This is a genomic window from Nonomuraea jabiensis, from assembly GCF_014204795.1.
GTDB classification, from domain to species: Bacteria; Actinomycetota; Actinomycetes; order Streptosporangiales; family Streptosporangiaceae; genus Nonomuraea; species Nonomuraea jabiensis.
On the sequence record NZ_JACHMB010000001.1, the window covers coordinates 6,506,241 to 6,519,382 of the forward strand.

Annotated in this window: 10 protein-coding genes; 3 read left to right on the forward strand and 7 right to left on the reverse strand. The window is 73.8% G+C overall.

What is annotated here, in order from left to right; all coding sequences use genetic code 11:
- Positions 1 to 85 precede the first annotated feature (85 nt).
- Positions 86 to 3,157 (forward strand): AfsR/SARP family transcriptional regulator, encoded by a 3,072-nt coding sequence (locus HD596_RS29720; RefSeq protein WP_185072583.1) that lies wholly within the window; start codon positions 86 to 88, stop codon positions 3,155 to 3,157.
- Positions 3,158 to 3,760: 603 nt separating this feature from the next.
- Here the strand turns inward: HD596_RS29720 and HD596_RS29725 are convergent.
- Positions 3,761 to 4,792 (reverse strand): trypsin-like serine peptidase, encoded by a 1,032-nt coding sequence (locus HD596_RS29725; RefSeq protein ID WP_185072584.1) that lies wholly within the window; start codon positions 4,790 to 4,792, stop codon positions 3,761 to 3,763.
- A 155-nt stretch (positions 4,793 to 4,947) separates the two neighbouring features.
- On the opposite strand from HD596_RS29725, the gene HD596_RS29730 reads away from it, so the two are divergent.
- Both HD596_RS29730 and HD596_RS29735 read left to right on the forward strand, forming a co-directional pair.
- Positions 4,948 to 5,505 (forward strand): hypothetical protein, encoded by a 558-nt coding sequence (locus tag HD596_RS29730; RefSeq protein ID WP_185072585.1) that lies wholly within the window; start codon positions 4,948 to 4,950, stop codon positions 5,503 to 5,505.
- A 103-nt stretch (positions 5,506 to 5,608) separates the two neighbouring features.
- A complete protein-coding gene (locus HD596_RS29735; RefSeq protein ID WP_185072586.1) occupies positions 5,609 to 6,382 on the forward strand; it encodes an SDR family NAD(P)-dependent oxidoreductase in 774 nt (257 codons plus the stop codon).
- On the opposite strand, the gene hpnH is transcribed toward HD596_RS29735, so the two are convergent.
- Genes hpnH through hpnC form a run of 6 tightly spaced genes read right to left on the reverse strand, consistent with a single transcriptional unit; the run spans position 6,356 to position 13,080 of the window.
- Positions 6,356 to 7,360 (reverse strand): adenosyl-hopene transferase HpnH, encoded by a 1,005-nt coding sequence (hpnH, locus tag HD596_RS29740; RefSeq protein ID WP_185072587.1) that lies wholly within the window; start codon positions 7,358 to 7,360, stop codon positions 6,356 to 6,358. The genes HD596_RS29735 and hpnH overlap by 27 nt on opposite strands.
- Positions 7,357 to 7,971, reverse strand: coding sequence for a phosphorylase family protein (locus tag HD596_RS29745; protein ID WP_185072588.1), 615 nt, complete (start codon positions 7,969 to 7,971; stop codon positions 7,357 to 7,359). Before HD596_RS29745 ends, hpnH begins: the two co-directional genes overlap by 4 nt.
- On the reverse strand, positions 7,968 to 9,845 hold the full coding sequence (gene shc / locus HD596_RS29750; protein ID WP_185072589.1) for a squalene--hopene cyclase: 1,878 nt from the start codon (positions 9,843 to 9,845) through the stop codon (positions 7,968 to 7,970). Before shc ends, HD596_RS29745 begins: the two co-directional genes overlap by 4 nt.
- A 1-nt stretch (position 9,846) precedes the next feature.
- A complete protein-coding gene (locus tag HD596_RS29755; protein WP_185072590.1) occupies positions 9,847 to 10,857 on the reverse strand; it encodes a polyprenyl synthetase family protein in 1,011 nt (336 codons plus the stop codon).
- Entirely contained in the window at positions 10,854 to 12,185 is a 1,332-nt protein-coding gene (gene hpnE / locus HD596_RS29760; protein WP_185072591.1) for a hydroxysqualene dehydroxylase HpnE, read from the reverse strand. The genes HD596_RS29755 and hpnE overlap by 4 nt, the downstream gene beginning before the upstream one ends.
- Before the next feature lie 16 nt (positions 12,186 to 12,201).
- Entirely contained in the window at positions 12,202 to 13,080 is an 879-nt protein-coding gene (hpnC, locus tag HD596_RS29765) for a squalene synthase HpnC (protein WP_185072592.1), read from the reverse strand.
- Positions 13,081 to 13,142 lie beyond the last annotated feature (62 nt).

The window sequence follows — 13,142 nt, forward strand, 5'->3', positions numbered from 1 at the left end:
CGCCGCCGGAGACTGATTTCGAGGTCTTGAGAAACGCCAACGCCTGACAGACCATGAGAGCGAAATCCAAACCGGAGTGTGACTCATGTTGGAGTTCCGCTTGCTCGGAGCCGTCGAAGCCTACTCGAACGGGCAGCGCGTCGGACTGGGCCCACGCAAACAGCGGCTGACATTCGCGGTTCTGGCTCTGGAGGCCAACCATCCCGTGACGGTGGAGCGGCTGGTCGAGCTGAACTGGCCGGGGTCGCGCCCGCGTACGGCACAGCACGCGATCCGGGTGTCGGTCTCCCAGCTCCGCTCGATCCTGGCCAGCGCCGACCCCGCCCAGGCCGAGGCCACACTGACGGCGCAGGGCGCGGGATACGTCCTGCGCACCGACCCGGAGCGGATCGACGCCCACCGCTTCCGCGGCCTGGTGCAGCGGGCCCGGGCGGAACCCGACGACGAGCGCCGGGTGGCGCTGCTCGACCAGGGCCTCAGCCTGTGGCGCGGCCCCGTGCTGGCCGGGACGGCGCCTCCAGAGACCCAGGAGCGCCTGGGCAGCGGCCTGGAGGAGTCGCGGCTGGTGGCGCTGGAGGACAGGATCGACGCCGGGTTACGGCTGGGCCGCCACCGCCAGCTGCTGGACGAGCTGACCGAGCTGACCCGATGCCATCCGTTCCGCGAACGGCTGACCTGCCAGCTGATGATCGCCCTTTACCGCAGCGGGCAGACGCACACGGCCCTGGAGGCGGCCAGGAAAGCCCGCCGCCGCCTGGCGGACGAGCTCGGCATCGATCCCAGCCTCGAACTCCAGCGGCTCGAGGTGGCCATCCTGCGCAACGACCCGGTGCTGCTGCCGCAGCCCGACCGCGTCCTGGCGGCCGGCCCCGCGCCGCCGGCGGTGCCGGCGCAGCTGCCGCGGTCCGTCTCCGACTTCACCGGCCGGGCCGGGCAGCTCAGGTGGCTGGACGAGCACGTTCAGGACCACACGAGCACGCCGGTCACGATCGCGATCACCGGCGCCGCCGGGGTCGGCAAGACCGCCCTGGCCCTGTACTGGGCGCACCGGATCCGCGATCGTTTCCCCGACGGCCAGCTGTACGTCGACCTGCGCGGCTTCGCCACCGGGCCGCCGATGCGGCCGGAGCAGGCGCTGGCCCGCCTGCTGCGCTCCCTCGGGGTCGCCCCCGAGCACGTGCCCGGGGACGCGGACGAGGCGGCCGCCCTCTACCGGACCCTCCTGGCCAGCAAACGCGTCCTGGTCCTGCTCGACAACGCGGCGACGCCGGAGCAGGTCCGCCCGCTGCTCCCCGGCGCCACCGACTGCCTGGCCCTGGTGACCAGCCGGGACCGGCTGAGCGGCCTCGTCGCCCTCGACGGCGCCCGGCCGCTCCCGCTGGCCGTGCTGGACCCGGTCGAGGCGCGGACCCTGCTGGCCCGGATACTCGGCGCCGACCGCGTACGGCAGGAGGCGGACGCCGCCGCCAGGCTGGCGCTGCTGTGCGACTACCTGCCGCTCGCGCTGCGGATCGCCGCCATCAACCTGTCCCGGCAGCCGACGCGCGCCATCATCGACGGCGTCACCGAGCTCGCCGGAAGCGATCGCCTGAACGCCCTGCAGGTCGACGGGGACGGCCGGGCCGCCGTTCGGGCCGCGTTCGACCTGTCGTACGCGGCCCTCGACGAGCCGGACCAGCGCCTGTTCCGGCTGCTGGGCCTGAGCCCGTGCCCCGACCTGACCCCGCAGGCCGCCGCGGCGCTGGCCGCCGCCCCGGCCGACCAGGTGCGGCGGGCCCTGGACCGGCTGGAGCGCACGCACCTGATCCTGCAGACCGCTCCGGGCCGGTACGGGTTCCACGACCTGATCAGGCTCTACGCCAGGGACAACGCGAACGGGACCGAGCGGACGACCGCGCTCCCGCGCCTGTTCGACTTCTATCTCAGGGTCGCCGACGAGGCCAAACGCCTGCTCTACCCGCAGGCCCTGCAGCTGGCGGGACCGGCGCGGCAGCTGTCCCCGCTGACGTTCGAGGAGCCCGCGAGCGCGCTGGCGTGGCTCGACGCGGAGCGCTCCGGCCTCATCGCGGCCATCACGTACGCGGCCGCGCACGGCCCCCGGGAGGTGGCCTGGCGGCTGGCCGACACGCTGCGCGGCTACCTGTCGCTGCGGCGCGACCCCAACGACTGGCAGGCCGTCGCCGAGGCCGCGCGCTCGGCCGCCAGCCTCGACGGCGACCTCACCGCCCAGGCCGCCACGGAGCTCAGCATGGCGCAGGTCTACCAGAGCCGGGGCATGCACCCGCAGTCCCTGGCCCACTATGCGCAGGCCCTGAAGCTCGCCCAGCGCGCCGGGTGGCGCGAGTGCGAGTGCGCGGTGCTCAACAACCTCGGCAACGTGCACTGGAAGCTGGGCTCCCTGCAGGAGGCCGCCGACCACTACAGCCAGGCCATCGCGATCGCCCGGCAGACCGGCCAGCGCACCATCCACGCCACCAGCCTGGCCAACCTCAGCATGGTCTACCGGAGCCAGGGGCAACTGGCGCGGGCGGCCGAACTCCAGCACGAGGCCCTGGCGCGCTACCAGCAGGCCGCCTACCGCAACGGCGAGGCGATCGCGCTGGAGAACATGGGCGAGATCTACCACGATCTCGGCGAACTCGACCGCGCGCTGGACTACCTCGACCGCGCCCTGCCCATCTTCCGCCAGTCGGGCAACCGCTACGGGGAGGTCCTGGTCCTGAACGCGCTGGCCGCGGTCCACCGTGACGCCGGCCGGTACGACGACGCCCTCGAACTCGCCGACCGCGCGGTGGAGCTGTCCGTCGCGATCGGCGACCGCCGGGCCGAGGCCGACACGCTCAACACCCGCGCCACCGTACGCACTCGGCGGGGGCGCCCGGAGCAGGCGGCCGAGGAGCACGGCAGAGCGCTGGACATCGCCCGCGAGGTCGGCAACCGGCAGCCCCGGCTGGAGTCCCTCATCGGGCTGGCCGGCGCCCATTGCGATCTGGGGAACCTGGAACGGGCGTCCGCCCACGGCCACGAGGCGCTCAACGACGCGCGCCGCTGGGGGTTCCGCCAGCTCGAGGAGCAGGCGCTCATCGCTCTGGCGGCCGTCCAGATCCGCGTCGGCGACCGGGAAATCAGCGCGGCATTGTCGGTCGATTCAGAATGAATAATTCGTCGCATTTGGGCCTGGCTGGCTTATTGCCTGACGGGGCGTTTGCATTTACCTTGGAAATATGAGGAAAGCAGCGATTACCACACTCGGCGTACACGACGACACCAACAATTCTTACGACTCCGTCGAACTGCCTCGACGCTGAATTCCGACCCCGGGTAAATCTGCCATTAAATTTTCGGCCTGACGCCCGCCGGTAAAAGAATCCGCCGCCCGTGACAGCTCTCGCACCGGGTCGGCGCGGGTTCCACCGCCGCCCGGCGTGCCGCTGATCAGCGTCTCGACGGTCACGGGCACGAACCGCCCGCCGTTCGATCCGCTCGATCCGTCCGTCCGCCCCGTGGCCCCGCGACCCCGCCACCGCGCCCGGCGCGGGCCGGGGCGAGGGCGGGACGCGGTGGCCGGGCCGGCGGCGGCGCCGTCCGGGCGTCGCCGGAAATCGCCGGCGGAAACACGGCCGCGGCACACCGTCGTCCATTCTGTATACCGCTTGGTGCCGGTTCGCCGGGGCGGCCCGGACGGAGCCGGTCTTCCTATACCGGCCGCCGCCCATAAGCGCGGCGCCGGCCGGCGTTCATGCCCCGTCGTCAGGCCGCTTTACGCGGGCAGAACCGTGCCGCTCCACATGGTGGCGGCGGCCCGGTAGACCTCCGACAGCTCGCCGTCGAAGTACGGCGACAGGCTCGTGTCGTAACGGAGGTTGCCGTCGGTGTCGGAGACGCCGGCGGTGATGCCGTTGAGGAGGCCCGTGCGGCTGCTCTTGTCATAGTGGAGCAGCCAGGAGGAGCCGAGGGCGCCTTCACCGGTGAACGGGGACCCGACGGCGGCGAGCTCCTCGGCCTTCACGCTGGGGGCCATGGCGGCGGTCGTGTCGCCCTTGGACGATTCGAGGCTGTCGCCCGTGTAGAACTGCTTGCCGTCGGGGTGGGAGCCGGCCGGGTAGCCGAGGACCTCGACCGAGGAGCCCAGCGGCTGGTTCCAGGCCAGGCCCTGCCCGCCGACGCTGTCGACCAGCCTTCCGCCGTTGCTCAGCTCGCCCGAGGCGGAGGAGACCAGGCCGCTGTAGACGTTGACGAAGGCGTAGTCGCGGTCGTAGTCGCCGTAGGCGGGGAAGTCGTAGTGGGTGAAAGCCTGCTTCCCGACGTACAGGCCCCGGGGGGCGGTGCCGTCGGAGTAGCCGGGAACGAAGACCCACTTGCCGAGGGTGGCGTCGGAGCGCTGGGTGTCGTACACGCAGTGCGCGGCCGTGGCGACCAGGTTGCGGTACTGCGACTGTACGGCGGTGCCCGTGCACCAGTGCGGCAGGCCGTCGGCGCCGACGAAGAACACCTTGCCGGAGGTGGCGTTCGCCTCGCCGGGGGTGGCCGGCGCTATCGGCGGGACACTGCCGGGCTTGCCGTCGGCGGGCACGTCACCCCTGGGGCTGACATCGTCGACGGCCGTCTGGACGCTGTACGGAGTGGCGTTCTTCAGGTTGGCGCCGCCATCGCCGAGCCAGAACGTCGCGGCCTCGACGGCGGTCGTCTGAGAGGCCAGAGGAGCGCTCCACACACTGGCGGCCCCGGCCGGCGAGGCCACGAGACCGGACCCCAGCAACCCGACGAGTAATGCAACTGAAGTTCGCTTCATCGCTCAAATCTCCAGATCAGTCAATGATTTTCGGGCAGACATTCGAACACGCGATCGCTACCGAGGGTAGACGTTAGCTGTTCACCGCGTGATGATCAACCCCTTTAAGCCGCCCGCGCCGCCCGGGCCCAAAGGGGCCGGAGCATAATCGGGCCATGCGCGTGGGGATAGCCCATCATTTCGGCTGGGCCGTGGCGGTCACGGCATCGGCCGACCACCAGGTGGTGGACCGCCGGCGGATCGAACTGATCGAGCCCGGCGTGCCGGCGGCGCCCATCCACCACGACGGCAGACGCCTCGACGACGCCGCGGTCTCCGCACTGGTGGCCCGCGTCCGGGCGTCGGCGGCCCGGGCGACGTCGGCCGCGCTGGACGACCTCGCGTCCGCGCTGCCCGAACCGATCGTCTCGCTCTCGCTCCGGGCCTGGCCGCTCGACTTCCCCGACGACATCGCCGTCCAGCGCCGCGCGCCGTACGAGGCCAGGGCGGACTCCGTCATGTACCGCCAGATCCTGGCCGAGGCCGCCCACGCACGCGGCTGGGCCGTCCACTTCTACGACGCCAAGGACGTGGAGGACCAGGCGGCCGGGATCCTCGCCGAGCGGGCCACTGAGGTCCTGCACGGCCCGCGTGCGACCCTCGGCCCGCCCTGGGCCAAGGACCACCGAACGGCGCTCGCGGCGACCATCATGGCCGCCACACCGCGTCCGTGACCTGCCCCCAGACCGGTGTCCGCATCCGGTTGGGACGGTGGGGGAGTGGAAAGCACACGACTGTACGTCGTGATACGCACAGCTACGGAAGACAGGTGACGCCATGAGGCTCGCCGACGCCCACGTCCTCGTCACCGGGGCCTCCTCCGGCATCGGGGCGGCCACCGCGCGGGCGCTGGCGGGCACCGGCGCGCGCCTGACGCTGGCCGGGCGCGACCGCGAGCGGCTGGCGGCCGTCGCCGCGGCCACCGGCGGGCGCGTGCTGGTGTGCGACGTCGCCACCCGGGCCGAGGAGCTGGCCGAGCGGAGCGGGCACGTCGACGTCCTGGTGAACAACGCCGGCGTGGGGTGGGCGGGGCCGTTCGTGCGGATGCCGGCCGGCAGCGTCGAGAAGCTGCTGGCGGTCAACCTCGCCGCGCCGATCGCGCTCACGCGGCTGCTGCTGCCGGGGATGGTGGCGGCGGGCCGCGGGCACCTCGTGTTCGTGGCCTCCATCGCCGGGGCGGTGGGCGTGGCGCACGAGGCCGTCTACTCGGCGACGAAGGCGGGGCTGATGGCCTTCGCGGAGGGGCTGCGCCACGAGCTGCACCACGTGCCGGGGGTCGGCGTGTCCGTCCTGCTGCCCGGGGTGGTGGACACCCCCTTCTTCGTACGGCGCGGCGCCCCGTACACGCGCGGCTGGCCGGCGCCGATCGCGCCGGAGCGGGTGGCGCGGGCGATCGTGGCGGCGATCAGGGACGGGCGGCCGGAGTCGTTCGTGCCGGGGTGGCTGCGGGCGCCGGCCAGGCTGCGCGGGGCGGCCCCCGGCGCGTTCCGGGTGCTCGCGCGGCGGTTCGGGCGCATGGAGGGGTCAGCCGCTCCTGATGGCGCGCAGTGACTCCTTCAGCGACCCGATCGTGGCCAGGACGGCGGTCGGCTCGTATCCGCAGTGCGCCATGCAGTTGTCGCACCGGGGGTCGCGGCCCCGGCCGTAGGCCGTCCAGTCGGTGTCCTCGATCAGCTCGCGGTAGGTCCGCGCGTACCCGTCCGCCATCAGGTAGCAGGGCCGCTGCCAGCCGAACAGCGAGTACGACGGGATCGCCCAGGCGGTGCACGGCAGCTCGATCCGGCCCTCCAGGAAGTCCAGGAACAGCGGCGAGTGGTTGAACCGCCAGCGCCGCCGCCGACCGTCGGCGAAGGCCGCGCGGAACAGCTCCCGCGTCTCCCGCACGCCCATGAAGCGGTCCTGCACGGGCGCCTTCTCGTACGCGTACGCGGGAGAGATCATCATCTGGTCGACGGCGAGCTCGTCGTTGAGGTAGTCGAGCACCTCGATGACGGTCCGCGGGCTGTCGGTGGAGAAGAACGTGGTGTTCGTGGTGACCCGGAAGCCGCGCCGCTGGCACTCGCGCACGGCGGCGACCGCCTCGTCGAAGACGCCCTCCTTGCACACCGAGGCGTCGTGGCGCTCGCGCACGCCGTCGATGTGCACGGTCCAGGTGAAGTAGCGCGAGGGCACGAACTCGTCGATCTTCTTGGGGATCAGCAGCGCGTTCGTGCACAGGAACACGTACTTCTTCATGCCGACGAGCCGGCGGACCAGCTCGCCGATCTGCGGGTGCATGAGCGGCTCCCCGCCGGCGATGGACACCATGGGGGCGCCGCACTCCTGGATCGCGGCGACGGCCTGCTCCACCGGCATGCGCTGCTTCAGCACGTCGGCGGGATGCTGGATCTTGCCGCACCCGGAGCATTTGAGGTTGCACGCGAACAGCGGCTCCAGCTCCACCAGCAGCGGGAACTTGGTCCGTCCCCGCAGCCGCTGGCGCAGGATGTAGCCGCCGACGCGCAGGCTCTGCCGGAGCGGGATGGTCATGACAGCACTTCCTCGGGTAGCGCCGCCGCCCAGCGCACCAGGACGGGGCCGATGGCGGCGAGCGTGCGGCGGGCGGCGACGCCGCGGGCGAGCGTGCCCAGGCTCAGCAGCGGCGCCTCGGGCGTGTCGACGATGACCCGCACGGCGGCCAGCGGGCGTCCCGCGGCGGCGCGGGCCAGCGGGCCGGTCTCCATGTCCACGGCGTACGCGCCCTCCGCGGCCAGGCGATGCCGCTCCGCGCCGCGCACCACGCGATCGGCGGTGACCAGCGGCCCGACCTCGGCGGGCAGCCCGGCGCCGGCCAGCTCGGCCGCGAGGAGGGGAGCGGACGGGCAGGGATGGACGCGTCCCCTGAACCGGACCTCGCTCGCCACCAGGACGTCGCCGGGCCGCAGGCTCCTGCCGGCGGCGCCGCCGAAGCCGACCACGGCCACCGGCTCCTTCCAGGCCAGGCCCGCGGCCGCGCGGGCCGCCCGCCGCGGGCCGATCCCGGTGACGACGACCCTGGCGCGGTGGCTCCGAGCGGACGGCACCGTCATCGAAGCCGGCAGGCCGCGCCTGATCGCGCGGGCCTCGATCCCGAGCGCGGCGCAGATCAGCAGCCCCGTCATGACAGCTCCTCCTCGCGGCGCAGGTAGCGCCCGAGGGCGCTGATCGGGAAGACGAGCCGGTAGAGGTGGTAGTTGATGTAGAAGTCGCCGGGGAAACCCGTGCCCGTGAAGTACGGCTCGTCCCAGGTGCCGTCCGGCCGCTGCCGGTCGACCAGCCAGCGCACCCCCCTTTCGACCGCCGGGGAGCGCTCGCCGGCGGCGAGCAGGGCCAGCAGCGCCCAGGCGGTCTGCGAGGCGGTCGAGGCCCCGCGGCCGATCCAGGCCGGGTCCCGGTAGGAGCGCAGGTCCTCGCCCCAGCCGCCGTCATCGTTCTGGTGGCGTTCCAGCCAGGCGACGGCCCGGCGTACGGAGGCATGTCCCGGACGGACGCCCGCGGCGACCAGGGCGGGCACGGCGGCCCCGGTGCCGTAGACGTGGTTCGCGCCCCAGCGGCCGAACCACGACCCGTCCTCCTCCTGCGCCCTGAGCAGCCAGATCACGGCCCTGCGCAGCACGGCGGAGCCCGGCCGCTCCTTGGCGAGGGCTTCGACGACGTGCGCGGTGACGTCGGCGGACGGCGGGTCGATCACCGCGCCGAAGTCGCAGAAGGGCAGCTTGGTGCAGAGCGCGCGGTCGTTGTCGGCGTCGAACGCCGCGAAGCCGCCGTCGGCGCTCGCCATGCCGGCCATCCAGCGGACCCCGCGCTCGATCGCCGGCCGCGCGCCGGGGCGCTCCAGCCGGCGCAGCGCGAGCACCACCTCCGCGGTGTCGTCGATGTCGGGATAGCCGTCGTTGTCGAACTCGAACGCCCATCCGCCGGGCGGCAGGCCCGGCCGGCGCACCGCCCAGTCTCCCGTCCTCGTGACCTCCTCGCGCAGCAGCCAGTCGGCGGCCCCGGTGACGGCCGGATGATCGGCGGGGGTGCCCGCGTCGAGCAGCGCGTTGATCGCCAGCGCCGTGTCCCACACGGGGGACTGGCACGCCTCCAACCGGCGGCCCTTCTCGTCGCGGACGGTGAACCGGTCGAGCCCCCCGATCGCCTTGCGCATCACCGGGTGGTCCAGGTCGTAGCCGGAGAGGTGGAGCGCGATGATCGAGTACACCCACGGCGGCTGGATGCCGCCCCAGGAGCCGTCGGCCTCCTGGCGGGCGACGACCCAGCCGACGGCGCGCCTCAGCGCGGCCCGCCGAAGGGCCCGCGACGGGCGCCGCTCGTACCGGTGCAACGCCCGGTCCAGCGCGCCGAACGCCGCCTCCCAGCCCCCGCCCGCGGCACGGTGCGGCGCCCGGCCGGTCCGCAGCTCGGGCAGCTGGAACGGGAGCCCGCGCACCGGCCGGTACGCGGTCACGACGGTCAGGGGCACGATCGTCTGCCTGGCCCAGCAGGCCCAGTCGTAGACGTTGAGCGGGAACCACGAGGGCAGGAAGATCATCTCGGGGGGCATGACCGGCAGGTCCCGCCACGACCACTCCCCGAACAGGGCCAGCCAGATCCGGGTGAACACCCGGCTCGCCTCGATCCCGCCCATGGCCCGGACCTGCTCGGAGGCGGCCCGCATGTGCTCCGCGTCGGGCGGATCGCCCGCCAGCCGCAGCGCGGTGTACGCCTCGACCGTGGTGGACAGCTCCGCGGGCCCCTCGTGGAAGTTGGCCCACGTGCCGTCGGCCCGCTGCTCCGAACGGATCCACCGGGCGGCCTCCGCCGTGTCCTGCTCGGTGCGGATGCCGAGGAACTGCCGCAGCAGCAGATCCTCCGCGTCCATGGACACGTTCGTCTGCAGCTCGCCCTTCCACCAGCCCTCCGGCGACCGCAGGCCGATCAGGTGGTCGCAGGCGGCCCGGAGGGCCTGCTCGGCGTCGGTGAGCAGGCTCGGGGTCGTCTCGAGGGTGGTCATGTCAGTGGTCCCTGGATGTGATGAATCGGGCGATGTTCCGGAATTCGGCGCGCACGTCCGCGGGCATGTCCGCGGCGTCGAGGCACCGGGCCGCGGCGTCGAGGCGCCGCCGGGCCTCCAGCTCGGCCCACGCCCGGCCGCCGGCCTGCTCGACCAGGTGGGCGGCGTCGCGCAGGTCGGCCTCCGTCAGCTCCCCGGGCATGGCCAGCACCTCGGCGAGGCGGCGTCCGGCCCCCGTACGGCTGGTGAGCGCGGCGACCACGGGCAGGCTCTTCTTGCGGGTCCGCAGGTCCGCCAGCACCGGCTTGCCCGTCACCTCGGGCCGTCCCCAGATGCCGAGCAGGTCGTCGGTCAGCTGGAAGGCCAGCCCGGCCTCGGTGCCGAACGCGTCCAGAGCCTCGGCCAGCGCGGCGGGACCCTCCGCCGCCGTGACGCCGATCGAGCAGGCGCAGGCCAGCAGCGAGGCGGTCTTGTGCCGCGACATCAGCAGGCACTCCTCCCGCGTCACGTCGTCGCGGTCCTGGAACTCCAGATCCAGGGTCTGGCCCGCGATGAGCGAGAGCGTGGCGCGGTTGAGCGCGCGGGCGGCGGCCGCGTAGCCGGGGGTGCCCTGTTCCAGCAGCAGCTCCAGCGCCAGGGCGAACAGCGCGTTGCCGCACAGGATCGCCTGGGCGCGGCCGAAGACCGTCCAGGCGGCCGGGTGGTGCCGGCGCACCGGGTCGTCGTCCATGACGTCGTCGTGCAGGAGGGAGAAGGCGTGCACCAGCTCCACCGCGGCGGCGGCCGGCAGGCACCGGTCGAGGTCCGCCCCGGCGGCCCGGGCCGACAGCACCGCGAGCGTGGGCCGCAGCGCCTTGCCGCCGGCCGCGCGGGGCCGGCCGTCGCCGTCGGTCCAGCCGAAGTGGTAGCGGGCGACGCGGGCGATGCGCGGATCGAGGTGGCCGACGGCCTCGCGCAGCACCGGCTCGACGAGCTCGCGGGCGGCCTCCGCCGGCGGCAGGGTCAGGGTCATGACACGCTCTCCTGGTCTCTCACATGGCGTCTGACCAGGCGTGCGGCGTGCAGTCCGCTGCGCACGGCGCCCTCCATCGTGTCCGGCCAGCCGGTGTCGGTCCAGGCGCCGGCCAGATAGAGGCCGGGCCACCGGGTGGCGCTGCCCGGCCGGAGCGCCCCGCTGCCGGGGGCCTGGCGGAACGTCGCGCGCCGTTCCCTGGTGACGAAGAAGTCGGTCATCCTGGCCTCGCGCGCGGCCGGGAACACCGAGCGCAGCGCCGGGACGAAGGTCTCGCGCAGGTCGGCGGTCGGCCGGTCGATCCACGCGTCCGCGACCGACACCGACACCGTCAGGTACTGTCCCTCGCCGAGCCCGGCGACGCGGGTCTTGTCGAACACCCACTGCACCGGCGAGCCGGTGACCGCGACGAACGGCGCCCGCATGACCGGCCGGTCGTAGACCGCGTGGACGTTGATGATGGGGCTCGCGTCCAGGGCGCTCCACCCGTCCCGGGCGGGCGCCGCCGCCGCGGGGACCAGCTTCGCGGCCTGCTCGTGGCGCGTCGCCACGACGACCGCCGACGCCGGGACCCGTACGCCGTCCACGACGACGGCCGGCCCCGGCTCGATGGCGGTGACCTTCGCCGACAGGCGCACCGCGCCGCCGCGTCCCGCGATGGCGGCCCTGGCGGCGGTGTCGTGCAGCTCGCCGAGCGGGACCAGGGGGATGCCCAGGTCGGCCGCGTCCGGCCGGCCGAGCAGGGCGGTCTTGAACACCTTCACCGCCGGGCCGAGCGCGGCCTGCTCGACCCCCGTGTTCAGGGCCGCGACCGCGAGCAGGTCCCAGAGGGCCTGCCGGACCGGGTCCCGCTGGCCGTGCGCCGCCAGCCAGCTCCCGAACGTCACGGTGTCGAGAGCCGGATCGGCCGGGTCGAGCCTGCTCAGCGCGAGCGAGCCGCGCAGGGCCTGGAGCCGGTCGCCCGGCCCGAGCAGGCGGTATCGCGCGAGCGCGGGCACGAAGTGGAGCGGGCCGGGCAACGCGGCGCGGCGCAGCCGCCCCGACCGGCCCGCCGCGCCGAGCACCCGCACGTCGAAGCGGCTCTGCAGGCCGACCAGCGCGGTGCCGCCGAGCCGTTCCAGGAGCCCCCGGTACGCCGTGCAGCAGCGCAGGAAGACGTGCTGGCCGTTGTCCACCGTCAGCCCGCCGCGCCGGAAGGAGTACGTGGCGCCGCCCAGCCTCGGGCGGGCCTCGTACAGCGTCACGGGGCAGCCGGCCTCCGCGAGCGCGAGGGCGGCCGTGATGCCGGCCAGGCCGCCGCCGACCACCGCCACCGGCGCGATCGTCATCACAGGGGCAGCCCTCTCATGCCGACGGCAGTCGTCGCAGGCCCGCGTCGGGCCGGCTCATGGTCATGAGGACCCGCGCCCACGCCCCGAGCAGGCGCGCGCGGCATGGCCGGACGGCGCGGCCCAGGACGTCGTAGCGGGCGCCTCTCAGCGCGGCCAGGGTCGCGTGGCCGCCCGCGACGTAGCCCGCGACCGCCGTGCGGGCGAAGCCGGACAGCGAGGCGACGATCGTCTCCCCGTGGGCCAGCATCGTCCCGGCGCGTGCGGCCTGCACGGCCACCACCTCGCGCAGCCGCGGTGACGTGGCCGCCGCCGCGAGGTCGCCGATCGGGCAGCCCGCCCGGCGCAGGTCCTCCTCCGGCAGGTAGACGCGGCCGCGCCGGTGGTCCTCGCCGACGTCCTGGCAGTGCTCGATGATCTGCAACGCCGAGCACACCTTGTCGGACAGGGCCAGCCGGGGGCCGCTGACCTCGCCGAACACGTACAGGACGAGATGGCCGACCGGGTTGGCCGACAGCTCGCAGTAGCCCAGGAGCTCGTCGAAGGTCCCGTAGCGGGTGACCGTCTGGTCACGCCGGTTGGCCTCGATGAGGCGGCGGAACGGCTCGGCGGGGATGGAGCACTCCTGGACGGTACGCGCCAGCGCGCGGACCGGGGCGAGCCGTGGCGGGCGGTCGTCGTACAGCCGGGCGAGGTCGGCCTCGATCTCGTCCAGCAGCCTCAGGCGGTCGCCGGGGCGTGCCTCGTCGCCGATATCGTCCACCGTGCGCGCGAAGCCGTACAGCGCCATGAGGTGGTCGCGGTGCCGGCGCGGGAGCAGCCGTGAGGCCACCGGGAAGTTCTCCCGGCGCGCCTTTTCCGCCGGCTCCCGCGAATGGCATCTCTCTGACCGCATGACAGGGAAATTCTCCGGCGCCGGGGAACGCAAACATGACGGCATTCTGTTGCCCGGCGATT